Source organism: Streptomyces bungoensis, assembly GCF_001514215.1.
GTDB lineage: Bacteria > Actinomycetota > Actinomycetes > Streptomycetales > Streptomycetaceae > Streptomyces > Streptomyces bungoensis.
The window spans coordinates 68165-93680 of record NZ_KQ948859.1 but is presented as its reverse complement, the minus strand read 5'-3'; the positions used below and the strand labels follow the sequence as shown (position 1 = coordinate 93680).

General features: G+C 73.2%; 20 protein-coding genes. 13 read left to right on the top strand and 7 right to left on the bottom strand.

Going from position 1 to position 25516, the window contains the following annotated elements; genetic code table 11:
* Positions 1-2: 2 nt before the first annotated feature.
* A complete protein-coding gene (locus tag AQJ66_RS19475; protein ID WP_061923568.1) occupies positions 3-1619 on the bottom strand; it encodes a carboxyl transferase domain-containing protein in 1617 nt (538 codons plus the stop codon).
* Between the two features lie 94 nt (positions 1620-1713).
* On the opposite strand from AQJ66_RS19475, the gene AQJ66_RS19470 reads away from it, so the two are divergent.
* The 3 genes from AQJ66_RS19470 (at position 1714) to AQJ66_RS19460 (ending at position 4510) form a co-directional block, all read left to right on the top strand.
* Positions 1714-2313, top strand: a complete 600-nt coding sequence (locus AQJ66_RS19470) for an SACE_7040 family transcriptional regulator (protein WP_061923565.1) — start codon at positions 1714-1716, stop codon at positions 2311-2313.
* Positions 2314-2444: 131 nt separating this feature from the next.
* The gene (locus AQJ66_RS19465) at positions 2445-3602 is read left to right on the top strand and encodes an acyl-CoA dehydrogenase family protein (protein ID WP_061924033.1); all 1158 of its coding nucleotides are present in this window, start codon (positions 2445-2447) and stop codon (positions 3600-3602) included.
* Positions 3603-3637: 35 nt separating this feature from the next.
* The gene (locus tag AQJ66_RS19460; RefSeq protein ID WP_061923563.1) at positions 3638-4510 is read left to right on the top strand and encodes an acyl-CoA thioesterase; all 873 of its coding nucleotides are present in this window, start codon (positions 3638-3640) and stop codon (positions 4508-4510) included.
* Between the two features lie 28 nt (positions 4511-4538).
* On the opposite strand, the gene AQJ66_RS19455 is transcribed toward AQJ66_RS19460, so the two are convergent.
* Complete coding sequence (locus tag AQJ66_RS19455; protein ID WP_061923560.1) at positions 4539-5336, bottom strand: phosphatase; 798 nt, start codon at positions 5334-5336, stop codon at positions 4539-4541.
* Positions 5337-5412: 76 nt separating this feature from the next.
* Positions 5413-6942, bottom strand: a complete 1530-nt coding sequence (locus tag AQJ66_RS19450) for a PucR family transcriptional regulator (RefSeq protein WP_061923557.1) — start codon at positions 6940-6942, stop codon at positions 5413-5415.
* A 176-nt stretch (positions 6943-7118) separates the two neighbouring features.
* Between AQJ66_RS19450 and AQJ66_RS19445 the strand changes: the two genes are divergently transcribed.
* Genes AQJ66_RS19445 through AQJ66_RS19435 form a run of 3 tightly spaced genes read left to right on the top strand, consistent with a single transcriptional unit; the run spans position 7119 to position 11303 of the window.
* A complete protein-coding gene (locus AQJ66_RS19445; protein ID WP_061923555.1) occupies positions 7119-8579 on the top strand; it encodes a sodium:solute symporter family protein in 1461 nt (486 codons plus the stop codon).
* A gap of 55 nt (positions 8580-8634) precedes the next feature.
* The gene (gene speB / locus AQJ66_RS19440; RefSeq protein ID WP_061923550.1) at positions 8635-9615 is read left to right on the top strand and encodes an agmatinase; all 981 of its coding nucleotides are present in this window, start codon (positions 8635-8637) and stop codon (positions 9613-9615) included.
* Complete coding sequence (locus tag AQJ66_RS19435; RefSeq protein WP_061923547.1) at positions 9612-11303, top strand: thiamine pyrophosphate-binding protein; 1692 nt, start codon at positions 9612-9614, stop codon at positions 11301-11303. Before speB ends, AQJ66_RS19435 begins: the two co-directional genes overlap by 4 nt.
* A 112-nt stretch (positions 11304-11415) precedes the next feature.
* On the opposite strand, the gene AQJ66_RS19430 is transcribed toward AQJ66_RS19435, so the two are convergent.
* On the bottom strand, positions 11416-11784 hold the full coding sequence (locus tag AQJ66_RS19430) for a hypothetical protein (RefSeq protein WP_159052587.1): 369 nt from the start codon (positions 11782-11784) through the stop codon (positions 11416-11418).
* Between the two features lie 154 nt (positions 11785-11938).
* On the opposite strand from AQJ66_RS19430, the gene AQJ66_RS19425 reads away from it, so the two are divergent.
* The 7 genes from AQJ66_RS19425 to AQJ66_RS19395 all read left to right on the top strand — a co-directional run bounded on the left by AQJ66_RS19425 (position 11939) and on the right by AQJ66_RS19395 (position 22730).
* Positions 11939-12865: a serine hydrolase gene (locus AQJ66_RS19425; protein ID WP_061923540.1), complete on the top strand. Its 927-nt coding sequence runs from the start codon at positions 11939-11941 to the stop codon at positions 12863-12865.
* Positions 12866-12918: 53 nt separating this feature from the next.
* Positions 12919-13956: an esterase-like activity of phytase family protein gene (locus AQJ66_RS19420; protein WP_061924030.1), complete on the top strand. Its 1038-nt coding sequence runs from the start codon at positions 12919-12921 to the stop codon at positions 13954-13956.
* Between the two features lie 99 nt (positions 13957-14055).
* Complete coding sequence (locus AQJ66_RS19415; protein WP_061923536.1) at positions 14056-17775, top strand: ABC transporter ATP-binding protein; 3720 nt, start codon at positions 14056-14058, stop codon at positions 17773-17775.
* 122 nt (positions 17776-17897) lie between these two features.
* Positions 17898-18290: a hypothetical protein gene (locus tag AQJ66_RS19410; RefSeq protein ID WP_061923533.1), complete on the top strand. Its 393-nt coding sequence runs from the start codon at positions 17898-17900 to the stop codon at positions 18288-18290.
* Between the two features lie 85 nt (positions 18291-18375).
* Positions 18376-19800 (top strand): S28 family serine protease, encoded by a 1425-nt coding sequence (locus tag AQJ66_RS19405; protein ID WP_061923530.1) that lies wholly within the window; start codon positions 18376-18378, stop codon positions 19798-19800.
* Between the two features lie 280 nt (positions 19801-20080).
* Complete coding sequence (locus tag AQJ66_RS19400; protein WP_061923527.1) at positions 20081-21976, top strand: glycoside hydrolase family 3 protein; 1896 nt, start codon at positions 20081-20083, stop codon at positions 21974-21976.
* 112 nt (positions 21977-22088) lie between these two features.
* Positions 22089-22730 carry a hypothetical protein gene (locus AQJ66_RS19395; protein WP_061923523.1) on the top strand — a complete coding sequence of 214 codons (642 nt, stop codon included), beginning with the start codon at positions 22089-22091 and terminating at the stop codon, positions 22728-22730.
* A 14-nt stretch (positions 22731-22744) separates the two neighbouring features.
* On the opposite strand, the gene AQJ66_RS19390 is transcribed toward AQJ66_RS19395, so the two are convergent.
* The 3 genes from AQJ66_RS19390 to AQJ66_RS19380 form a co-directional block, all read right to left on the bottom strand.
* On the bottom strand, positions 22745-23986 hold the full coding sequence (locus tag AQJ66_RS19390; protein WP_061923520.1) for an MFS transporter: 1242 nt from the start codon (positions 23984-23986) through the stop codon (positions 22745-22747).
* 114 nt (positions 23987-24100) lie between these two features.
* Positions 24101-24901, bottom strand: a complete 801-nt coding sequence (locus tag AQJ66_RS19385; protein ID WP_061923517.1) for a sugar phosphate isomerase/epimerase family protein — start codon at positions 24899-24901, stop codon at positions 24101-24103.
* Positions 24902-24917: 16 nt separating this feature from the next.
* On the bottom strand, positions 24918-25516 hold a 599-nt coding region (locus tag AQJ66_RS19380; RefSeq protein WP_159052586.1), incomplete at its 5' end, for a GNAT family N-acetyltransferase.

The following is a 25516-nucleotide window of genomic DNA, read 5'->3' as shown; positions in this document are numbered from 1 at the left end:
CCTCACATCCGGAAGACGCCGAACTGGGGGTCCCCCAGGGGCGCGTTGGCGCAGGCCGTCAGGGCGAGTCCCAGCACCTGACGGGTTTCCATCGGGTCGATCACGCCGTCGTCCCAGAGGCGGGCGGTGGCGTAGTAGGCGTTGCCCTGGCGCTCGTACTGCGCGCGGATCGGCGCTTTGAAGGCCTCTTCGTCCTCGGCGGGCCACTCCTCGCCGCGGGCCTCCGCCTGGTCCCGCTTGACGGTCGCCAGCACGGAGGCGGCCTGCTCGCCGCCCATGACGGAGATCTTGGCGCCCGGCCACATCCACAGGAAGCGGGGCGAGTAGGCCCGGCCGCACATCGAGTAGTTGCCCGCGCCGTACGACCCGCCGACGACCACGGTCAGCTTCGGCACGCGCGTGCAGGCGACGGCCGTCACCATCTTGGCGCCGTGCTTGGCGATGCCGCCCGCCTCGTAGTCCTTGCCGACCATGAACCCGGAGATGTTCTGCAGGAACACCAGCGGGATCCCGCGCTGGTCGCACAGCTCGATGAAGTGGGCGCCCTTCTGGGCGGACTCGGAGAACAGGATGCCGTTGTTGGCGACGATGCCGACCGGGTGGCCGTGGATCCGGGCGAAGCCGGTGACCAGGGTCTGCCCGAACTCGGCCTTGAACTCCGCGAACCGCGAGCCGTCGACCACGCGCGCGATGATCTCGCGCACGTCGTAGGGGGTGCGGGAGTCCACGGGCACGGCGCCGTACAGCCCGGACGGGTCCACCTTGGGCTCCACGGCCGCGGTGACCTCCCAGGGCAGGGACCGCCGCGCGGGCAGCGTGGCGACGATGTTCCGCACGATGCGCAGGGCGTGCGCGTCGTCCTCGGCGAGGTGGTCGGTGACGCCGGAGACGCGGGAGTGCACCTCGCCGCCGCCCAGCTCCTCGGCGGTGACGACCTCACCGGTGGCCGCCTTCACCAGCGGGGGCCCGCCGAGGAAGATCGTCCCCTGGTTGCGGACGATCACGGCCTCGTCGCTCATCGCCGGGACGTACGCCCCGCCGGCCGTGCAGGAGCCCAGGACGGCCGCGATCTGCGGGATCCCGGCGCCCGACATCCGCGCCTGGTTGTAGAAGATCCGCCCGAAGTGCTCGCGGTCGGGGAAGACCTCGTCCTGCATGGGCAGGAAGGCGCCGCCGGAGTCCACCAGGTAGACGCAGGGCAGCCGGTTGTCCAGGGCCACCTCCTGCGCGCGCAGGTGCTTCTTCACGGTCATCGGGTAGTACGTGCCGCCCTTGACGGTGGCGTCGTTGGCGACGATCACGCACTCGCGCCCGCTGACCCGGCCGATCCCGGCGATCACCCCCGCGGCCGGGGCCTGCCCGTCGTACATCCCGTCGGCCGCGAGGGGAGCCAGCTCCAGGAACGGCGAGCCCGGGTCGAGCAGCGTGTCCACCCGGTCCCTCGGCAGCAGCTTGCCGCGCGCGGTGTGCCGGGCGCGCGCCCTCTCGCCGCCGCCCAGGGCCGCGGCGGCCAGTTTGCCGCGCAGTTCCCCGACGAGCGCGAGATGGGCCTGTTCGTTGGCCCGCCAGGCCTCCGACGCGGGATCGGCCGCGCTGTGAAGCTCCGGTGCCTCGTGCATCCTGCGGTCCCCTCACCCAGTGGTGACTGTTAATGAGCGTTAACCATTTCCTCCAGGTTAACGACCGCTAACCTCGCTGTCTAGAATTACTTGCATGGCCATCAGAACCGACGCCCCGACCCGCCGCGAGCAGATCCTCAAGGAGGCTGCCCGGCTCTTCGCCGAGCGCGGCTTCCACGGGGTCGGCGTCGACGAGATAGGCGCCGCGGTCGGCATCAGCGGCCCCGGGCTGTACCGGCACTTCCCGGGCAAGGACGCGATGCTCGCCGAGCTGCTGGTGGGCATCAGCGGCCAGCTGCTCACCGGCGCCAAGCGGCGCCTGGCGGAGGCCGACGGCGAGGCCGGCGCCACGGCGGTGCTCGACTCCCTCATCGAGGGCCACATCGACTTCGCCCTCGACGACCGCCCCCTCATCACCCTGCACGACCGCGAGCTGGACCGCCTGCGCGACAGCGACCGCAAGCTGGTGCGCCAGCTGCAGCGGCAGTACGTGGAGCTGTGGGTGGAGGTGGTCCGCGAGGTCTACCCGGCCCTGACCGAACCGACGGCCCGCTCGGCGGTCCACTCGGTCTTCGGCCTGCTCAACTCGACCCCGCACCTGGGCCGCGCGGGCACCCTGCCGGGCCGGGGGACCACGGCGGCCCTGCTGCACCGGATGGCGCGCGGGGCCTTCGCGGCGGCGGGGGAGCGGTGACCCGGCCGCGGGCGTGACGAGCGTTACGGTCCGGACCCCCTGGACGGTCCTCCCTACCCGCCGGTACGGTTGAGTGAGCAAGCGCTTAGACATGCGCTCGTGTCATGCCGAGGAACGTGGAGGTGGGCGGCGTGCGCCGTACGGTGTTCAACGAGGATCACGAGGCGTTCCGGGAGACCCTTCGCGCCTTCATCGAGGCCGAGGTCGTTCCCGTCTACGACGAGTGGTTCGCGGCCGGCCAGGCCCCGCGCGACTTCTACTACAAGCTCGGTGAGCTGGGTGTCTTCGGCATCAGCGTGCCCGAGGAGTTCGGCGGCGCGGGCCTGGACACCCACAAGTTCGAGGCCGTCATCTACGAGGAGACCGCCCGCGCGGGCGTCAGCTTCGGCGGCTCCGGCGTGCACGTGCTGCTCGCCCTGCCCTACATCAAGATGCTCGCCACCGACGAGCAGAAGAAGCGCTACCTGCCGAAGTTCGCCACCGGCGAGGAGATGTGGGCCATCGCGATGACCGAGCCGGGCACCGGCTCCGACCTCGCGGGCATGAAGACCACCGCCAAGCTCAGCGAGGACGGCACCCACTACGTCCTCAACGGCGCCAAGACCTTCATCACCGGCGGCGTCCACGCCGACAAGGTGATCGTCTGCGCCCGCACGGCCGCGCCCACCGCCGAGGACCGCCGCCACGGCATCTCCCTGTTCGCCGTGGACACCAAGTCCGAGGGCTACTCCGTCGGCCGCAAGCTGGACAAGCTGGGCCTGAAGACCTCCGACACCGCCGAGCTGGCCTTCGTCGACGTCAAGGTGCCCGTCGAGGACCTGCTCGGCGAGGAGAACAAGGGCTTCTACTACCTCGGCCACAACCTCGCCTCCGAGCGCTGGGGCATCGCCTTCGGCGCCTACGCGCAGGCCAAGGCCGCCGTCCGGTTCGCCAAGCAGTACGTGCAGGAGCGCACCGTCTTCGGCAAGCCGGTCGCCCACTTCCAGAACACCAAGTTCGAACTGGCCGCCTGCCAGGCCGAGGTGGACGCCGCCGAGGCCGTCGCCGACCGCGCCACCGAGGCCCTGGACGCCGGCGAGCTCACCCCCGCCGAGGCCGCCTCCGCCAAGCTGTTCTGCACCGAGGTCGCCCACCGCGTCATCGACCGCTGCCTCCAGCTGCACGGCGGCTACGGCTACATGAACGAGTACCCGATCGCCCGCCTGTACGCGGACAACCGCGTCAACCGCATCTACGGCGGCACCAGCGAGATCATGAAGACGATCATCGCGAAGGACATGGGCCTGTAAGCCGACCGCAATCGGTGGCCGGTACAACAGAACCCATGAGCCAGGCACTCCAGGAACTCCTCGATCTGCTCGACCTCGAGCAGATCGAGGAGGACATCTTCCGCGGCCGGTCCCGCTCCGCCGTCGTCCCCCGCGTCTTCGGCGGGCAGGTGGCGGCGCAGGCGCTGGTCGCCGCCGGGCGGACGGTCCCCGCGGACCGGCCCGCCCACTCCCTGCACGCGTACTTCCTGCGCCCCGGGGACCCCGGCGCGCCGATCGTCTACAGCGTCGACCGGATCCGCGACGGCCGCTCCTTCACCACCCGCCGCGTGGTCGCCGTGCAGCACGGCAAGCCGATCTTCCACCTCTCGGCGTCCTTCCAGACGTACGAGGAGGGCCTCGACCACCAGGCCCCCATGCCGCCCTCGCCCGACCCGGCCGGCCTGCCCACCTCCCAGGAACGCCTGCGCGGCTACGACCACCTCGCCCCCGAGGTCGTCGAGCGGTTCCTGGAGGCCCGCGAGGCGATCGACCTCCGGTACGTGGACGAGCCGCCGTACGGCAGGTTCGGCGAGCCGCGCGAACCGCACAGCCAGGTCTGGTTCCGCACCAACGGCAAGCTGGACGACGACCCCCTGCAGCACGTCGTCCTCGCCACCTACGTCTCCGACATGACCCTGCTCGACTCCGTGCTGCTCGCGCACGGGCGCGGCGGCTGGGCCGTGGGCGACGTCGTCGGGGCCTCGCTGGACCACGCCATGTGGTTCCACCGCCCGTTCCGCGCCGACGAGTGGCTCCTGTACGACCAGGAGTCGCCCACCGCGCACGGCGGCCGGGGCCTCGGCCAGGCCCGCATCTACACGCAGGACGGGCAGCTCGCCATCACGGTCATCCAGGAGGGCGTGGTCCGCGTCCCCCGGGCCGGCTGAGGCGCGGCCCGGCGGGACGGGCCGCCGCTCAGTCCTCCGCGTTCAGACCCGCCTGCTCCAGCAGGTACGCCGTCATCGGGTCGTAGTGGCGGGGGCTGACGACGTGGTCGTCGAGCGGCACGGCCACCTGCAGGGTGCCCTCGGACTCGGCGAGGAACAGCGCCGGGTCGTTGCAGTCGGCGTATCCGGTGGAGTCGACGCCGTGCTGCGCGGCGTAGCCCGCCCAGCCGTGGTCGGCGACCACCAGGTCCGGCAGCGGACGCCCCTCGCGCTCAAGTCCCTCCAGAACGGCGCGCATCGGCTCCCCGGAGTGGGTGTGCCACAGGCTCGCCCCGTGCTCCAGGACGGCCACGTCCGCGAACTGCATGACGTACCCCTCGTCCGTCTGCAGCCCGTCGGGGATGACGACGATCTCGCAGCCGGCGGCGCGCAGCGCGGCGGCCGTGGCCCGGTGCACGTCCAGCAGCCCGCCCGGGTGGCCGGTGGCGAACAGCACCCGCTGCCGCCCCTCGGCGGCCTTGCGCAGCCGCGCCGCCAGCCGCTCCAGCGCGTCCACGGTCAGTTCGGGGTCGATGGTGTCCGGCCCGTACCGGTACCCGGGATCGTCGTTGACGCCGACCCGTTCGGCCATCACGGCGAGCACGTCCTGCTCGTCCGCCCAGCGGTCGCCCAGCTCCAGTCCGAACCAGAAGTTGCGCTCGCCGTTGGCCAGCCTGCGGTAGTGGGAGAGGTTGTTCTCGCGGGGCGTGGCGACGTCCCCCGCGATACGGGTCCTCACCAGGTGGTCGACGAGCTGGGCGCGGCTGGGTGTCCCGGGTATCGGCATGCCTCCCATTGTGGGGCAGCGTGCCGCACGCGTCCCCGGCATGCCGCACCTGGGACACGGGTCACTCGCCCGCCCGTCAGCGCCGCAGCGCGAACCACAGCTCCATCCGCACGTCCGGGTCGTCCAGGTCGGCGTCCAGCAGGGCCGCGCAGCGGGCGATCCGCTGCCGCACGGTGTTGCGGTGCACGTCCAGCGCCACCGCCGTACGGTCCCAACTGCCGTGCAGGGACAGCCAGCCGCGCAGGGTCTCGGCGAGCGCGGGCTGTCCGGCGAGCGGGGCGAGCAGGGCGCGGGCGTGCGCCTCGGCGTCCGCCCGGGGCACCAGCTCCGCCAGCCCCGGCGGGGCGCCGTGCCGGACCAGGGTCCTGCGGGTGGCGCGGGCCCGGGACAGGGCGCGGGCCGCCTGCGTGTCGGCCGCCGGCCAGTCCCGCGGCGCGACGGCGGCGCTCACCCCGAGGGTCCAGCCGGGCTGCGGCTCCGGCTCCCGCCCGGCCGGCACCAGCACGCGTACGGCGTCGTGCGCCAGGTCGACCAGCGGCGAACCGAGCGCGGCGCCCAGCGCGGAGGCGGCGACGGCGTCCGGCGGCCGGTGCTCCGGCCGGGCGTGCACGACGACCCACCGCCCGTCCCCCAGCAGCGGCGCCACCTCCTCGGGCGCCGAGCCGAGCAGCAGCCGCACCAGCGCCGCGGAGCGCGCGGCACCGGCCCCGCCGCGGTGCTCCCCGGTGAGCAGCGACAGCAGCACGGCGGCGACGGAGGCGATGGTGTGGTCGCCGGGCTCCCGCTGCCCGGTGGCGACCCCGAGCACGAAGCCGCCGCCGGCGCCGAGGGCGTAGGCGGAGAGATGGGTGTCCCCGTGGGAGTCGGTGGCGGAGGCGGGGGCGGGCCGCACGGCACGTGCCGGGTCGGCGGCGGCCGGCTCCTGGCCCGTCCGGGGGGCCGGCCGTACCACCTCCGCCAGTGCCGCGAGCGCCTGCGGCACCCCCGGTACGGGCTCCCGGCCCGCGGCGGCGATCTCCGCGCCCTCCGGTCCGTACAGCACCGCGTGCCCGCCCAGCCGCTGGGCCAGTTGGCGCAGGACCGAGGGGACCGGGTCCGGGCGGGCGGCCGCGGCGGCGAGGCTCTGCTGGGCGTCGGTCACGCGGCGCAGTTCGGCCAGGCGGGCCTGGGCCATCAGCTGCCAGACCGCGCGGGCGATCCCCGAGAAGGTGGTCTGCGGCGGCACCTCCAGCAGCGGCAGCGCGTGCGCCTCGCAGGCCTCGACGAGCGCGCCCGGAACCGTGTCGTGCAGCGGGGCCAGCCCGAAGCCGAGCGCCGCGCCGCCCGCCGCCACGATCCGGGAGACGTACGCCTCGAAGTGCGGCCCCCAGTCCGCGGCCGGCACGTGCACCCCGGCCGTCAGCAGCAGTTCGCCGCCCAGCAGGTACGGATACGGGTCGGCCATCTCCGAGGTGTGCGCCCCGTGGATCACGAGGCCGGGACCGGACGGCCCCGCCACCTGCCGCAGGCCCAGGTCCTCCCGGGCCAGCAGGGCCGAGAGCGGCACCGGCGGGGTGGGCGGGACCGCCGGGGGGATCGTCGCCGGCATGGTGTGCGTTTCCTCCATCCCGCATGGATCGGATGGATGAAACGTACACTTCGCAGTCGCTTTCCGGCCACCTAGTGTCAGTGCGGAACCGGCAGCCGCGGGTACGGGCGGATGTCCTCGCGATCCGCTGCCGGAGTCGTCCCCACCGCATCTGCACGACACGCCACCGGGAAGTACGCGAAGGAGGGCCCCACATGGCCGTCGACTACACCGTGATCGTCGTCTATCTGGCCGGCATGCTGGCCATGGGCTGGTGGGGCATGCGCCGCGCCCGGTCCAAGAGCGAGTTCCTGGTGGCGGGCCGCCGCCTCGGCCCCGCGATGTACTCCGGCACCATGGCCGCCATCGTCCTGGGCGGCGCCTCCACCATCGGCGGCGTCGGCCTCGGCTACCGGTACGGCCTCTCCGGCGCCTGGATGGTCTTCACCATCGGCCTCGGCCTGCTGGCCCTCTCCGTCTTCTTCTCGGCGCGCATCGCCCGCCTGAAGGTCTACACCGTCTCCGAGATGCTGGACCTGCGCTACGGCGGCCGGGCCGGCGTGATCTCGGGCGTGGTCATGTGGGCCTACACCCTCATGCTCGCGGTGACGTCCACCATCGCCTACGCCACGATCTTCGACGTGCTCTTCGACATGAACCGCACGGTCGCGATCATCCTCGGCGGCTCGATCGTGGTCGCCTACTCCACCCTCGGCGGCATGTGGTCCATCACGCTGACGGACATGGTGCAGTTCGTGGTCAAGACGATCGGCGTGCTGCTCCTGCTGCTGCCCATCGCGGTCGTCAAGGCGGGCGGCTTCTCGGAGATGAAGGCCAAGCTGCCGACCTCGTACTTCGACCCGCTGGGCATCGGCGGCGAGACGATCTTCACCTACGTCCTGATCTACACCTTCGGCATGCTGATCGGCCAGGACATCTGGCAGCGCGTGTTCACCGCCCGCGGCGACCGGACCGCCAAGTGGGGCGGCACGGTGGCCGGAACCTACTGCCTGGCCTACGCCCTGGCCGGCGCGGTCATCGGCACGGCCGCCAAGGTGCTCTACCCGAAGCTGGGCAGCCCCGACGACGCGTTCGCCACCATCGTCAAGGACGAACTCCCGGTCGGCGTGCGCGGCCTGGTGCTGGCCGCCGCCCTGGCCGCCGTGATGTCGACGTCGTCCGGCGCCCTGATCGCCTGCGCGACGGTCGCCAACAACGACATCTGGTCCCGTCTGCGGGGTGCCGTACGACGCGGCGGCGAGGACCATGACGAGGTCGGCGGCAACCGCGCCTTCATCCTGATCATGGGCGTGGCGGTGATCGGCACGGCGATCGCGCTGAACAACGTGGTCGAGGCGCTGACCGTGGCGTACAACCTGCTCGTCGGCGGCCTGCTCGTCCCCATCCTCGGCGGTCTGCTGTGGAAGCGCGGCACCGTCCAGGGCGCGCTGGCCTCCGTGATCGTCGGCGGTCTCGCGGTGATCGGCCTGATGGCCGGCTACGGCATCCTCGCCAACGAGCCCGTCTACTACGGCCTGCTCGCCTCCCTCGCCGCCTACCTCGGCGTGTCCCTGGCGACCCGGCCCACCGACGAGACGGTGCTGGCCACCTGGCGCGAGCGCCTCGCCGGGCGGTCCCCCGAACTCGCGTCCGAACCGGTCCCGGCTCACCAGTAGAGTCATAGGAAGGCATGACAAGCGCGACTAAGCGCACGAAGGAAGGCATTTCATCATGAGCGGCAACGAGACGCCCCGCGGACCCGTCGACTCCTCCCGCATCCCGCGGTACGCCGGACCCGCGACCTTCGCCCGGCTGCCCCGGCTGGACGAGGTCGGCACCACCGACGTCGCCGTCGTGGGCGTGCCGTTCGACTCGGGCGTCTCGTACCGGCCGGGCGCCCGCTTCGGCGGCAACGCCATCCGCGAGGCGTCCCGGCTGCTGCGCCCCTACAACCCGGCGCAGGACGCGTCCCCCTTCGCCCTGGCCCAGGTGGCGGACGGCGGCGACATCGCCGTCAACCCGTTCAACATCAACGAGGCCGTCGAGACGATCGAGGCGGCGGCGGACGAGCTGCTCGGCACCGGCGCCCGCCTGATGACCCTGGGCGGCGACCACACCATCGCGCTGCCGCTGCTGCGGTCGGTCGCGAAGAAGCACGGCCCGGTGGCGCTGCTCCACTTCGACGCCCACCTGGACACCTGGGACACGTACTTCGGCGCCGAGTACACCCACGGCACCCCGTTCCGCCGGGCGGTCGAGGAGGGCATCCTCGACACCTCGGCCCTGTCCCACGTCGGCACCCGCGGCCCCCTGTACGGCAAGCAGGACCTGACCGACGACGAGAAGATGGGCTTCGGCATCGTCACGTCCGCCGACGTCTACCGCCGGGGCGCCGACGAGGTCGCCGACCAGCTCCGCCAGCGCATCGGCGACCGCCCGCTGTACATCTCCATCGACATCGACTGCCTGGACCCGGCCCACGCGCCCGGCACCGGCACCCCCGAGGCCGGCGGCATGACCTCCCGTGAGCTGCTGGAGATCCTGCGCGGGCTCGCCTCCTGCAACCTGGTCTCGGCGGACGTCGTCGAGGTGGCGCCCGCGTACGACCACGCGGAGATCACCTCGGTGGCGGCCTCCCACACGGCCTACGAACTGACCACCCTCATGAGCCGCCAGATCGCGGCGGCCCGGAAGGACGCGGAAGCGAAGTGACGCACGACCACGACCTGGTACTCCGCCCGACCGAAGCCCAGCAGGAGGCGGCGCTGAATCCTCCCCCCGGCCGCAACGGCGGAGACCTGGTCGTGGAGACGCTGGCCGGGCTCGGCGCGACCACGGTCTTCGGCCTGCCCGGCCAGCACGCCCTCGGCATGTTCGACGCCCTGCGCCGCTCCTCGCTCCGCTACGTCGGCCTGCGGGTGGAGAACAACGCGGGCTTCGCGGCGGACGCGTACGGCCGGATCACCGGCGAGGCGGCCCCGCTGCTGCTCTCGACCGGCCCGGGCGCCCTGACGTCCCTGGCCGCGCTGCAGGAGGCGGCGGCGGCCTCCGCCCCCGTCCTCGCGATCAGCAGCCAGATCCCGACGGCGGGCCTGGGCGGCGGCCGGCACGGCTACCTCCACGAACTCCCCGACCAGGCGGCCTCGTTCCGGGGCGTGGTCAAGTCGGTCCACACGGTCCGCACCCAGTCCCAGATCCCGTCCGCGATCGCGGCGGCCTGGAGGTCGGCGCTGACGGCCCCGCACGGCCCGGTCTGGGTGGAGATCCCGCAGGACGTGCTGCTGGCGGAGACCTCCCTGCCGGTGGTGACGGCGCCGGACGCCACGCCCGAGGAACTGGTCCCGCGCCCCGAACTGACGGCGGTGGCGGCGGATCTGCTGTCCCGCGCGGCCCGCCCGGCGGTCATCGCGGGCGGCGGGGCCGTACGGTCGGACGCGTCGGGCAAGCTGCTGCAGCTGGCCGAGAAGCTGGACGCGCCGGTGGTGACCACCTTCGGCGGCAAGGGCGCGTTCCCCTGGGAGCACCCGCTGTCGCTCCAGTCCTGGCTGGAGGACCGGCACACCACGGACTTCCTGGAGGACGCCGACGTCCTGCTGGTGGTCGGCTCGGGCCTGGGTGAACTCTCCTCGAACTACCACACGTTCACCCCCCGCGGCCGGGTGATCCAGATCGAGGCGGACCTCGGCAAGCTGGAGTCCAACCACCCGGCCCTCGGCATCCACGCGGACGCCCGCCTCGCGCTCCAGGCCCTGCTGGAGACGGTGGAGGAGCGCACGGACCCGTCGGCGCCGGAGCGGGTCCAAGGCCTCCTCGCGAAGGTCGCCGCCCGCATCGCGGCCCAGGAACTGACCCTGGAACAGGACGTGCTGGCGTCGGTCCGGCGCGCCCTGCCGGCCGGCTCCCCGTCCTTCTGGGACATGACGATCCTCGCGTACTGGGCCTGGTCCGCCTTCGACCCGCGCGGCACGAACCTCATGCACTCCGCCCAGGGCGCCGGCGGCCTCGGCTACGGCTTCCCGGCGGCGCTCGGCGCGGCGGCGGCCGACCCGGCCCGCCCGGTGCTGGCGGTCTCCGGCGACGGCGGAGCCCTGTACTCGATCGCGGAACTGGCCACGGCCAGGCAGTACGACCTGCCGGTCACCTGGCTGATCGTCGACGACGGCGGCTACGGCATCCTCCGCGAGTACATGGCGGACACCTTCGGCCAGGCCACGGCCACGGAACTGACCCGCCCCGACTACGTGGCCCTCGCGGAGTCCTTCGGCGTCCCGGCCGTCCGCACGACCCCGGAAACCCTGGAGACCGACCTGGCGAAGGCCCTGTCGACCCCGGGTCCGTCGGTGGTGGTGCTGCCGGCGGTGCTGAGGATGTTCGCGCCGACGCACCTGGGAGCGATCTGACCGGTTGCAGCCGAACGGCCCCCGACCACTGTGGTCAGGGGCCGTCGTGGTGTCCGCCCTCGGCCGGCCGCGCTCGGACGGAGGCCGGGTTCGCTGAGAGCCGGACGCGGGCTCAGCGGAACAGTTCGGGGAAGTCCTCGCTGACGGCGGCCAGTTGGGCTTCGTAGCCCGCCCGGTGCTGCGCCGACTCCGCAGGGCTCATGTTCTTGCCCGGCAGGCTGCCCTCCTCCATGAAGGCGGGTATCGACTGGAACGTCCTCGACGCGGCCTTCCAGTGGTCGCCTCCCCGGCCCCGCGCCAGATCCAGGTTGTCGCACGCCTGCTGCCTGAGACCGTTCGTCCGGTCCGGCAGGCTGTCCTTCACCCCGAACCCGTCGGGGCTCGGCAGGTCCCGGCCCCGTTCGGCCAGGAAGTGCAGCACGGCCAGTGCCGCGAACAACCGTCCCGACCGCTTGTGCGCTGTCTCCGTCTGCTCCGGCATGGGTGAAGCATTGCCCCACGCCGGGCCCTTCGAACTCCGCTCCCCGCAACGCGCGTACAACCTCCCGCCACCGTGGTGAGTCCCACCTGGCAGCGCACGGGTGCGCTCAAGGCGTTCAGGGGGACGCCCGTACGACGTTCAAGGGGAACTCTTCATGACTCACCGGATATCCGGCCGCACCGGCGCGCTCGCCGCAGCCCTCGGCGCCGCCGTGCTCATACCCACCGCGGTCGCCGCCACCCCGGCCGCCGCGGCCACCGCACCCACCGTCAGCTGCACCTCCGCCAAGGCCGGCCTCGCCGACAAGCTGAAGAAGGACATCACCGCGGCGCTCGCGAACCGCAGGGGCACGGTCGCGATCGGTCTGTACGACCGCGTCACCAAGACCACCTGCACCCTGCGTGCGACCAGCGCCTACGACTCGGCCAGCACCGTCAAGGTCACCGTCCTCGCCACGCTGCTGTGGGACGCGAAGAAGCACAACCGGTACCTGACGGACCGTGAGACCTCGCTCGCCAAGGCCATGATCACCAAGTCGGACAACAGCGCGACCAGCACCCTCTGGAAGCAGCTGGGCCTGACGAAGATCAAGGGCTTCCTCGCCGCCGCCGGGATGACGAAGACCGTGCCCGGCGCGAACGGTTACTGGGGCCTGACCCAGGAGAACGTCACCGACGAGCAGAAGCTGCTCAAGCTGGTCACCGCCAAGAACACCGTGCTGAGCGACAACTCCCGCGCCTACATCCTCAAGCTGATGAGCCAGGTCGTCTCCTCGCAGCGCTGGGGCACGCCCGCCGGCGCTCCGTCCACGGTCACCGTGCACGTCAAGAACGGCTGGCTGGAGCGCGCCACGCACGGCTGGCGCGTGCACAGCCTCGGCACGTTCGACGGCGGCGGCCACGACTACATGATGTCCGTGCTGACGCAGGACAACAGCACCATGAGCTACGGCGTCACCACCATCCAGAACGTCGCCGAGGCCATCCACAAGGACCTGGTGCCGACCACCTCCGGCGTCCTGCGCTACACCCCGACCAGCGAGCCCCGCGAGGCGTTCGTCGCGGTTCCACCACAAGGCTGAGCCTTCACGGACGGGTCTCCCGCCGGACACCCGAGCGCCCTACGGTGACCGGCATGCGCCTGAGATCCGTACTCGCCGGCCTCGCCGCCGGCCTGGCGGCGGCCACCTGCCTGACCGCCGCCGGGCCCGCCCCCGCCCACGCGGGCCCCGAGCCCGACCACGACCACCCCTGCTCGCCCCGCGTCTCCATCCAGCGCTTCTCCGACGCCCTCGACAAGACGACGTACCACGGCATCTTCGTCGGCAACTTCTCCGCCCTCGCCGTGGACACCGACGGCTCCCTCGCCGCGCTCGAGGACCGCTCCGTCCTGTTCGACCTGGACCCGGTGACCCTGCGGCCGAAGGCGGCCGTCCGCCTCGCCGACGAGAACGGCGCCGAACTCGACTCCGAGGGAATCGCCGTCGAAAAGGACGGCACCCGGCTCGTCTCCTCCGAGACCGAGCCGTCCGTCCGCCGCTACTCCCGCGACGGCAGGATCCTCGACCGCCTCCCGGTCCCGCCCGCCCTGCTGGTCGCCCCGGCCGGGCGCGCCACCCCCAACCAGACCTTCGAGGGCCTGACCCCGCTGCCCGGCGGCCGCGCCCTGCTGGCCGCCATGGAGGGCGCGATCGCGGGGGACTCGCCCGGGATCGTCCGCTTCCAGACCTGGCAGCGCCACCACGACCGCTTTCGGCTCGCCGCCCAGTACGCCTACCGCACCGACCCCGGCCTCGGCGTCCCCGAGGTCCAGGCCCTCCCCGACGGACGGCTGCTGGTCCTGGAACGCGGCTTCACCGCGGGCTACGGCAACACCGTCCGCCTCTACCTCGCCGACCCGCGCCACGCCACGGACACCAGCGGCATCACGTACCTGACCGGGCAGCCGGGCGTCCGCCCGGTGGGCAAGACGCTGCTGGCCGACCTCGTCACCTGCCCGAGCCTCGGCGCGACCGCGAAGCAGCCCCAGCCGAACCCGCTGCTCGACAACATCGAGGGCATGACGATCACGGGGCGCGACCGCACCGGGCGGCTGAAGGTCGTCCTGGTCAGCGACGACAACGCGAACCCGGCCCAGACCACACGCTTCTACTACCTGCGGGTCCGCGTCTGACGCCTGCCCCCGTTTTGTTGCGCGGGGATGAAATCCGTCCCCGCCGGCGTTGGTGCCTTCCGGTAGAGCAGGTGGACTGGTCGACAGGAAGGCACCGGTGTGGGCACGCGACGGGGATGGGCACGACGGCTGGCGGGATACGCCTGGCGGTATCCGAAGGACGTCGTCCTGGCCCTCGGCTCCTCCCTCGCCGGCATGGCCGTGATGGCCGTCGTCCCGCTGGTCACCAAGGTGATCATCGACGACGTCATCGGCACGCACACCCGCTCCATGGCCCCCTGGGCGGGCGCCCTGATCGGCGCGGCCCTGCTCGTCTACGCCTCCACCTACGTCCGCCGCTACTACGGCGGCCGGCTCGCCCTCGACGTCCAGCACGACCTGCGGACGGAGATGTACGGCACGATCACCCGCCTCGACGGCCGCCGCCAGGACGAGCTGTCCACGGGGCAGGTGGTCGGCCGGGCCACCAGCGACCTGCAGCTGATCCAGGGCCTGCTCTTCATGCTCCCGATGACCATCGGGAACGTCCTGCTCTTCCTGATCTCCCTGGGGATCATGGCCTGGCTGTCGCTGCCGCTGACCCTGGTCGCCCTCGCCGTCGCCCCGGCGCTGTACCTCATCGCCAAGCGCAGCCGCACCAGGCTGCACCCCGCCACCTGGTACGCCCAGGCCCAGGCCGCCGCCGTCGCGGGCGTGGTCGACGGCGCGGTGAGCGGCGTCCGCGTGGTCAAGGGCTTCGGGCAGGAGGACCAGGAGACCGGCAAGCTCCGCGAGGTCGGCCGGCGGCTCTTCGCGGGACGGCTGCGCACCATCCGCCTCAACAGCCGGTTCACCCCCGCCCTCCAGGCCGTCCCGGCCCTCGGCCAGGTCGCCATGCTGGCCCTCGGCGGCTGGCTGGCCGTGCGCGGCCACATCACCCTCGGCACCTTCGTCGCCTTCTCCACCTACCTCGCCCAGCTGGTCGGCCCGGTCCGGATGCTCGCGGTCGTCCTCACCGTCGGCCAGCAGGCCCGCGCCGGCACCGAGCGCGTCCTGGAGCTGATCGACACCGAGCCGACCCTGAAGGACGGCACCCGGACCCTGCCGGCGGACGCCCCCGCCACCGTCGAGTTCGACGACGTCTCCTTCGGCTACGACGACGACCACCCCGTCCTCGAAGGACTCAGCTTCGAGATCCGCCCGGGGGAGACCCTGGCCGTCGTCGGCTCCTCCGGCTCCGGCAAGTCGACCGTCTCCCTGCTCCTGCCGCGCTTCTACGACGTCACCCGGGGCGCCGTCCTCATCGGCGGCCACGACGTGCGCGAGCTGACCCTGGACTCGCTCCGGGCGGCGATCGGCCTGGTCCCGGAGGACTCGTTCCTGTTCTCCGACACCGTCCACGACAACATCGCCTACGGCCGTCCCGACGCCACCCAGGAGGAGGTCGAGGCCGCCGCCCGCGCCGCCCAGGCGGACCGGTTCATCGCCGAGCTGCCCGACGGCTACGACACCAGGGTCGGCGAGCACGGCCTGACGCTCTCCGGCGGCCAGCGCCAGCGCGTCGCGCTCGCCCGCGCCCTGCTCACCGACCCGCGCCTGCTCGTCCTGGACGACGCCACCTCGGCCGTGGACGCCCGCGTCGAGCACGAGATCCACGAGGCGCTCCAGCACGTCATGGAGGGCCGTACGACCCTCCTCATCGCCCACCGCCGCTCCACCCTGAACCTCGCCGACCGCATCGCCGTCCTGGACGGCGGACGGCTCGCCGACCTCGGCACCCACGACGAGCTCCAGCAGCGCTGCGCGCTCTACCGCCGGCTGCTCACCGACCCCGACGAGCTGGGCGGTGTCTCCCCGGGCCACACGGGCCCCAGCGCACCGCAGGAGGACACCAGCCTGCGCGAGGAGCTGGACGCCGAGTACGACGCCGAGGCCGGCATCACGCCCCGGCTGTGGACGGGCGAGCGCCGGCCGCGGGACGCGGACACGGCGGGCACCCCGGCCACGCCCGAGCTGCTGGCCCAGGTCGAGGCGCTGCCGCCGGCAACCGACACCCCCGACATCGACGAGGACCGGGCGGTCCGCCCCGAGGAGTCCTACGGCCTCAGGCGCCTGCTGCGCGGCTTCGGGGCGCCCCTGCTCGTCAGCCTGCTGCTGGTCGCGGTGGACGCGGGTGCCGGGCTGCTGCTGCCGGTGCTGATCCGGCACGGCATCGACCAGGGCGTCAGCAAGACCGCCCTGGGTGCCGTGTGGGCGGCCTCGCTGCTGGGGCTCGTCACCGTGCTGGTGCAGTGGGCCGCGCAGACCGGCGAGACCCGGATGACCGGGCGGACCGGCGAGCGCGTGCTGTACGCGCTGCGGCTGAAGATCTTCGCGCAGCTCCAGCGGCTCGGCCTGGACTACTACGAGCGCGAGCTGACCGGCCGGATCATGACCCGGATGACCACCGACGTCGACGCCCTGTCGACCTTCCTGCAGACCGGCCTGGTCACGGCGTTCGTCTCGGTCGTCACCTTCTTCGGCATCATGGTCGCCCTGCTGGTGATCGACCTGCAGCTCGCCCTCGTCGTCTTCGCCACCCTGCCCCCGCTGGTCGTCGCCACGTTCTTCTTCCGCCGGGCGAGCGTGAAGGCGTACGAACTCGCCCGCGAACGCGTGTCGGTGGTCAACGCCGACCTGCAGGAGTCGGTCGCCGGGCTCAGGATCGTGCAGGCCTTCCGGCGCGAGCGGGACGGCGGCCGGCGGTTCGCCGAGCGCAGCGACAGCTACCGCAGCGCCCGCATCCGCGGCCAGTGGCTGATCTCCGTCTACTTCCCCTTCGTCCAGCTGCTGTCCTCCGTCGCCGCGGCCGCCGTGCTGATCGCGGGCGCCGGCCGGGTGGAGGCGGCCACGCTGACCACGGGCGCGCTCGTGGCGTACCTGCTCTACATCGACCTGTTCTTCGCGCCGGTCCAGCAGCTCTCCCAGGTCTTCGACGGCTACCAGCAGGCCACCGTCTCGCTGGGCCGCATCCAGGAGCTGCTGCGCGAACCGACGTCCACCCGGCCCGCCGGGCAGCCGCTCGCCGTGCCCTCCCTGCGCGGCGAGATCGCCTTCGAGAACGTGCACTTCGCGTACGGCGACGACGAGGAGGCGCTGTCCGGCGTCGACCTGCGGATACCCGCCGGGCAGACGGTCGCCTTCGTCGGCGAGACGGGCGCCGGCAAGTCGACGCTGGTCAAGCTGGTGGCGCGGTTCTACGACCCCACCTCCGGGCGGGTCACGGCCGACGGCACGGACCTGCGCGACCTGGACCTGACGGCCTACCGGCACCGGCTCGGGGTGGTCCCGCAGGAGGCCTACCTCTTCCCGGGCACGGTCCGCGACGCCATCGCCTACGGCCGTCCCGACGCCACCGACGCCGAGGTCGAGGCGGCCGCCCGGGCGGTCGGCGCGCACGAGATGATCGCCCGGCTCACGGGCGGCTACCTGCACGAGGTAGCCGAGCGCGGCCGCAACCTCTCGGCCGGCCAGCGCCAGCTCATCGCGCTCGCCCGCGCCGAACTCGTCGACCCCGACGTGCTGCTGCTGGACGAGGCCACGGCCGCGCTGGACCTGGCCACCGAGGCACAGGTCAACCAGGCCACCGACCGGCTGGCGGGCCGCCGTACGACGCTGGTGGTCGCCCACCGCCTGACCACGGCGGCCCGCGCCGACCGGGTGGTGCTGATGGACCACGGCCGGGTGGCCGAGGACGGCACCCACGAGGAACTCCTGGCCCGCGGCGGCCGGTACGCCGACCTGTGGTGGACCTTCCTCGGCCGGTCGGAGCCGGAGGAGCCGGTCGGGGTCACCCGCTGAGGCGGCGCCGGCGCGCGGGTGGGGGCGCGCGCCGGCCGCCGTGCAACCATCACGTACCTGTCGTGCGTCCGTACATCAGTACGGTCATCGCTGACGCAAGGTGCGGTACGGGGAGGACAGCAGTGGACAGTGGTGCGATGCGACGGCGCCTGGCGCTCGGCGCGACCGTCGTGGCAGCCTCCGGCGCGCTCGCCCTCGCGGTGCCCGCCACCGCCCAGGCGGCGACGGCCGGTTCCTGCGCCGGGCACGAGGTGCGCAGCCTGCCCTTCGGCGACGGCGTCGTCCACGTCTACAAGCGCAACGGCTACGTCTGCGCCGTCACCGTCGCCCGGCAGCCCGGCGCCAAGCGCGCGATGTCGGTCAGCGTCCAGGCCCGCGGCAACCGGCCGGTCGTGGACAAGGGCCGCTACAAGTACCTCGCCGGACCGGTGACCGTGCACGCCGGGCAGCGCTGCGTGTGGGTCAAGGGCTCGGTGGGCGGCCAGTCGGTCAGCTCCGGCTGGATCCTGTGCTGAACGCGCGCGTCACTCAACTCCCTCTGGTGTGCAAACAGTTGTTCAAGTAGCTTGCGGCGCACATCTGTCTCACAGGGGAGTGCGCATGCGCAAGGCGCTCAGATGGCTGCTGGCGCTCACGGTGCTCATAGGCACGCTGAGCACAGCGGCCACGGCCACCGCCGCCCAGCCCGAGCCCACCGACATCAAGGACCGGCTGCTGGCCGTACCCGGCATCAGCCTGGTCCAGGAGAAGCCCTACCCGGGCTACCGCTACTTCGTCCTCACCTACACCCAGCCGGTCGACCACCGGCACCCGGACCACGGCACCTTCCAGCAGCGGATCACCGTGCTGCACAAGGACACCAGCCGGCCCACGGTCTTCTACACGTCCGGCTACAACGTCTCCACGACGCCGTCCCGCCGCGAGCCCACCCAGATCGTGGACGGCAACCAGGTCTCCCTGGAGTACCGCTTCTTCACCCCGTCCCGTCCCGACCCGGCCGACTGGTCGAAGCTGGACATCTGGCAGGCGGCAAGCGACCAGCACCGCGTCTACGAGGCGCTGAAGCCGATCTACGGCGGCAACTGGCTGGCCACCGGCGGCTCCAAGGGCGGCATGACCGCCACCTACTACGAGCGCTTCTACCCGCACGACATGGACGGCGTCGTCGCCTACGTCGCCCCCAACGACGTCGTCAACCGCGAGGACTCGGCCTACGACCGCTTCTTCACCCGCGTCGGCACCCGGGAGTGCCGCGACCGGCTGAACGCCGTGCAGCGCGAGGCGCTGGTGCGCCGCGAGCCCCTGGAGAAGAGGTACGCGCAGTACGCCGCCGACCACGGCTACACCTTCGACACCATCGGCAGCCTCGACAAGGCCTACGAGGCGGTCGTCCTCGACTACGTCTGGGGCTTCTGGCAGTACAGCCTGCTGAAGGACTGCGACAGCGTCCCCGCCGACGCGGCGAGCGCCACCGACGACGCGATCTGGGACTCGGTCGACACCGTCTCCGGCTTCTCCGCCTACACCGACCAGGGCCTGGAGCCGTACACGCCGTACTACTACCAGGCGGGCACCCAGCTGGGCGCCCCCACCATCCACTTCCCCTACATCGAGCGGAAGTTGCTCCGCTACGGCTACCAGCCGCCGCGCAACTTCGTGCCGCGCTCCATCCCCATGCGCTTCCAGCCGGACGCGATGCGGGACGTGGACACCTGGGTGCGCCACCACGCCCGGCACATGCTCTTCGTGTACGGGCAGAACGACCCGTGGGGCGCCGAGCGCTTCCGGCTCGGCGCGGGCGCCCGTGACTCCTTCGTCCTCACGGCGCCCAGCATGAACCACGGCGCGAACGTGGCGGGCCTGGTCGCCGAGCAGAAGGCGTCGGCCACGGCCAGGATCCTCGCGTGGGCGGGAGTCGCGTCCCCGGCGGTGCTGGCGAACCCGTCTGCGGCGCGGCCGCTCGCCCGGTACGACTCGCGGCTGGACGTACGGGACGCGGAGCGCGAACCCGCGCTGCGGCCCTGAGCCCCGGGGCCGGCCCCCGCACCGGGGGCCGGCCCTCGCCCGGCCGCCGTGGAACCCGCCGCCGCCCTGCGCCGTCGAAGGGCCGGACCGCCGGGCGAGCCCCGTGGTGCGGGTGCGCGCCACGCCCGGCGGTCCGCCGCCACCGGCGCGCCCCCCTCCCATGCGCCGGTGGCGGCGCCGTCCCCGCTTCCTGTGCGTTGTCTTGACGGAAAGAAACTTCCCGGATATTGGTGCCCTTTGGAAGTTTCCTTCAAGCGGTTCTCCTCCGGAAGGAGCGCACGTGCACGACAGCAGCACGGCAGGCACGGGAAACACCGCACGGCCGTCCAGACGTACCGTCCTCGCCGCGACCGCGGGCCTCACCGCCGCGCTGACGGTCCGGGCCGGCACCGCCCACGCCGACCCGCCGGCGGACGACCGGCGGCTGAGCTCCCTCGTCTCCCGGATGACCCTGGAGGAGAAGGTCGGCCAGCTCTTCGTCATGCGGGTCTACGGCCACTCCGCCACCGCCCCCGACCAGGCCGACATCGACGCCAACCTCAAGGAGATCGGGGTCCGCACGGCCGCCGAGCTGATCGCGAAGTACCGGGTCGGCGGCATCATCTACTTCACCTGGGCCCACAACACCCGCGACCCCCGGCAGATCGCCGACCTGTCCAACGGCGTCCAGCGGGCCTCGCTGGGGCAGCCCCGCGGCCTGCCGGTGCTCATCGCCACGGACCAGGAGCACGGCGCGGTGTGCCGGGTGGGCAAGCCCGCCACGCTGTTCCCGGGCGCGATGGCCGTCGGTGCGGGAGAAAAAGGGCGCGAAGCGCTTCATCGGAAGGGCGGTGGCGGGAGGCGGGCGGGCGGAGCCCGTGCCGACGCCCGCGCCCTCGGCCGGATCTCCGGCGCCGAGCTGCGCGCCATGGGCATCAACCAGGACTACTCGCCGGACGCCGACGTGAACGTCAACCCGGCCAACCCCGTCATCGGCGTACGGTCGTTCGGCGCCGACCCCGAGGCCGTGGCCGCCCTGGTGGCCGCCGAGGTGGAGGGCTACCAGGCCTCCCGCGTCGCGGCGACCGCCAAGCACTTCCCGGGGCACGGCGACACCGCCGTCGACAGCCACACCGGGTTCCCGGTCATCACGCACAGCCGGGAGCTGTGGGAGCGGCTGGACGCCGTGCCCTTCCGGGCGGCGATCGGGGCCGGGATCGACTCGATCATGACGGCCCACATCCAATTCCCGGCCCTCGACGACTCCGGCGACCCGGCCACCCTCTCCCACCCGATCCTCACCGGCATCCTGCGCGGCGAACTCGGCTACGACGGGGTGGTGATCACCGACTCGCTCGGCATGGAGGGCGTGCGCACCAAGTACGGCGACGACCGGGTGCCGGTGCTGGCCCTGAAGGCCGGCGTCGACCAGCTGCTCAACCCGCCGTCCATCGACGTGGCCTGGCACGCGGTCCTGAAGGCCGTCCAGGACGGCGAACTGACCGAGGCCCGCCTGGACGAATCGATCCTGCGGATCCTGCGCCTGAAGTCCCGGCTCGGTCTCCTCGACCGGGCGCCGTACGTCACCCGGGCCGGCGTCGACCGGACGGTGGGCACCGCGGCCCACCTGGCCGCCGCCGACCGGATCGCCGAGCGGACCACGACGCTGCTGGTCAACGACGGCGGCGTGCTCCCGCTCGACCGCGGCCGGGAACCCCGGATCCTGGTCGTCGGCGCCGACCCGGCCTCCCCGTCCGGCACCACCGGGCCGCCCACCGGCGTCCTGGCCGCCGCCCTCACCGGGCTCGGCTTCACCGCCACCGCCCTGTCCACGGGCACCGCACCCTCGGCGGCCACCGTCGACCAGGCGGTGACGGCCGCTCAGGAGGCGGACGCCGTGGTCGTCCTGACGTACAACGTCACGGCGGGCAGCAGTCAGCGGACCCTGGTCCAGCGGCTGCTGGCCACCGGCCGGCCGGTGGTGGCCGTCGCCGTCCGCAACCCCTACGACGTCGCCCAGCTCGCCGGCGTCAAGGCCTGCCTGGCGACCTACTGCTGGACCGACGTCGAACTGCGCGCCGCCGCGCGGGTCGTCGCCGGCCGGGTGTCCCCCCGCGGCAGGCTCCCGGTGCCGGTGCAACGGGCGGACGACCCGGCCCAGGTGCTGTACCCCATCGGCCACGGGCTGACGTACTAGGCGTACGCCCCGCACCGGGCGCACGGCACCCACAAGGAGGAAAACCCCCGGCCCGTCTGGCGTGGCCCGTCATCGGCGGCCACGCTGGACGGGGGCGTCCGGGGGGAATGCGATGCGCGGGCAAGGTGCCGTGAGGGCGGCGTACCGGCTGCTGCCGGTCTGCTCGGCCCTCGCCGCGGCCGTCCTGCTCGGCGGCTGCCAGGGCCCGCGGGACACCCCCGTCGGCAACGCCGGGCCCACCACTGCCCAGCTCCCCGGCCACGGCGCCCAGTTCCTGGCGGTCGGCGCGTGCAGCTCCTTCGGCACGGCCGCCGTCACCGAGGTGCCGTGCGCGAGCGAACGGGCCGCCGCCCGGGTCGTCGCCCGCTACGACGGCACGGCCGACGACGGCCCGCTGTGCCCGCCGCTCGCCGACTTCGTCCTGCACATCGGCGCCCAGCGGCCGGCGGGCGACGCGGACGGCGACGAGGACCTCGGCGCGATCCCCCCGGGCTACGCCTGCATGCGCGACCTGGAACCGCCGCATCCCGGCGACCCCGGCGCCGGAGGCGGCCCCCGCACGATCCCGGGCGACTGCGTGCGCGACGTGGGCGGCGGCCGGGTCCGCGAGACCCCCTGCGACGGCTCGGGCCCCCGGGCACCGCAGTACGAGGTCACGACGGCGGTCACCGCCAGGTCCGCCTGCCCCGCCTCGACGGTCCTCTACGTCCAGCTCGGCGGCGGGGAGCCGGTGGGCTGCGCGCGAAGGCTGTGACGGCCCGCCGGCGCTCAGGCCCCCTCGGGCAGCGCCCGGGCCGCGTCCCGGAGTTCGGGCGTCGTCGCCGCGACCGCCGCCACCGCGAGGACGCACAGCAGGCCCCCGGTGACCAGGGAGAACGTGCCGGAGGTCCAGCCGGCCAGCAGACCGCCGCGCACGTTGCCGAGGCTGGGGCCCGCCTGGCCCACGATCTGCTCGGCGGCCGTGACCCGGCCCAGCAGCGCGTCCGGGGTCCGGGTCTGCACGAGGGTGGAGCGGGCGACGACCGAGGTGGCGTCCCCGGCCCCCGCGACGACGAGCAGACCGAGCCCGGCCCACGGGTTCGTCGACAGGCCGAACAGGACCAGGGACACGCCCCAGGTGCCCGCGGCGCACAGCATCACCGGGCCGGGCCGCCCCAGCCGGGTCAGCGCACCGGACAGCGCGGTCGCCCCGACGCCGCCCACCGCCAGGGCCGACAGGAACAGGCCCAGGGTGCGCGGGTCGTCGCCGAACCGCTCGGCGTTGACCAGGGGGAACAGGCTGACCGGGAAGGACAGCACGGTGGCGGCCAGGTCCGTGACCAGCGCCCCGCGCACCGCGCGGTGCCCGGCCAGGAACCGCAGCCCGTCCAGCACCCCGTGCAGCCCCGCCCGCGACGGCTCGCCCTCCGGCGGCAGCGGGGGCAGCCCGAAGGCACCGTAGAAGGCGAGGCCGAAGCTGAGGGCGTCCAGCAGATAGCAGGTGCCCACGCCCAGCCGGCCCAGCAGCACACCGGCCAGCGCGGGGCCGAGGAGCATCATCGACTTCCCGGCGACCTGGTTCAGGGCCAGACCGGCGGCCACCTGGTCCCTGGGCAGCAGCCGCGGTACGAACACCCCGGCGGCCGGGGCCCCGAGCGCGCCGAACGCCGCCTGCACCGCGACCAGCGCCAGGACGGCCACCACCGGGACGTGCCCGGTGTAGCCCTGCACGGCCAGCAGCAGCGAGCAGGCGGCCTGCCCCACGGTGGCCGTCAGATAGATCCGGCGCCGGTCCGCCCGGTCCGCCCGGGCCCCGGCGAACAGGCCGAACACCACCAGGGGCAGCGCCTGCGCCAGCCCGACCGCGCCGGTCCACGCCGTGCTGCGGGTCATGCCCCAGACCTGGTACATGACCGTCACCATGGTCATGAACCCGCCGAGCAGGGAGACCGTGCGCCCGATCAGCAGCCGCCGGAAGACGGGTGAGGTGCGCAGCGGCGTGACGTCGACGAGCGAGCGGGCCAGGCTCATGAGGGCAGGCCGGGGAGGGCGGGCGGCGCGGTCACCGGGGGAGACTAACGGGGCACCACGACCCCGGCGAGCGAATTTCCGGCGTGACCGGCCGCCACCGGCGCCGCCCGACGGCTAGGCGGCCTCTCCGAGCAGGCGTACGAGGTGGTCCCGGCCGGCGTCGAGCAGTTCCGGGAGCGGGGCGGCCGCCTCGTACCACCGCTTCTCGTACTCCCAGCACAGCCAGCCGTCCCAGCCGTTCCGGCACAGCACGTCCACGCACTCGGTGAGCGGCAGGACGCCCGCGCCGAGCGGCAGCGGGCTGGTGTCGTCGGCCGAGGCGATGTCCTTGACCTGGACGTAGCCGAGGTGCGGGGCGAGCGCCGCGAAGCTGTCCGCGGGCTGCTCGCCGCCCAGCCAGGTGTGCATCACGTCCCACAGCGCGCCCACCTGCCGGTGCCCGACCGGTCCGAGGACGCGGATCGCGTCGGCGCCGGTGCGGTGCGAGTCGTGGGTCTCCAGCAGGATCCGCGGGCCGAGCGCGGAGGCGTCCTCGGCGGCGGCGCCCAGGCGCCGGGCGGCGATGGCGTCGGACTCCTCGGGGGGCAGGTTCGGGTCGGCGCCGGGGAGGACCCGGACGAAGGGGGCGCCCAGGTCGTGGGCCAGCTGCAGGAGCTGCCGGATCTCGTCGAGGACGGGCGCGTCGTCACCGGGCGCGGCCACCCGCGTGTATCCGGCGAGGCCCAGGACCTCCACGCCGGCCGCCTTGAACTGCGAGGCGATCTCGGCGCGTTCGGCCGGGGAGAGGCCGGGGTGCACCGGTTCCTCGGGATGGGCGCGCAGTTCCACGCCGTGATAGCCGTGCGCGGTCGCGAGCGCCAGGACGTCGGGTACGGGCAGACCGGGGACACCGAGAGTGGAGAACGCCAGCTTCATGCTCGGACCCTACTCGTCAGGTGCCCGATCCGCGCAGATCCAACCGCCAGTCCTGGCCGACCAGATCCCGGCCGAAGGAACGGTGGGGTTTCTCGGCTACGAGGACGAAGCCGTGCCGCTGGTAGAGGCGCCGGGCGCCGCTGAGCACGTCGTTGGTCCACAGCACCAGGTGCCGGTAGCCGGTCTCGCGCGCGAAGCCGACGACGGCGCGCACCAGCCGGTCGCCGATCCCGTGCCCGCGCGCGGAGGGCTCGACCAGCAGCAGCCGCAGGCGCGCGGTGGCCGGGGCGGCGTCCCGCACGCACATCACGCATCCCACCGCCCGGCCGTCCAGCTCGGCGATCCACACCCGTTCCCGACGCGGGTCGTGATCCTCGGCGAAGTCGGCGACGATCCGCGCCACCAGCCCCTCGTACTCGGCGTTCCAGCCGTACTCGGCCGCGTACAGCGCACCGTTGCGCTGCACGATCCACCCGAGATCACCGGCCCGGGGCGCGCGCAGCAAGACCCCCGGCCCACCGGCCGCCGCCCCGTCGGAACCCCTGGCATCCACAGATCCGGAGCCTAGGCCCACACGAAGACCCCGTCGACCGCAGAAGGACGCGGCGCTCCCCC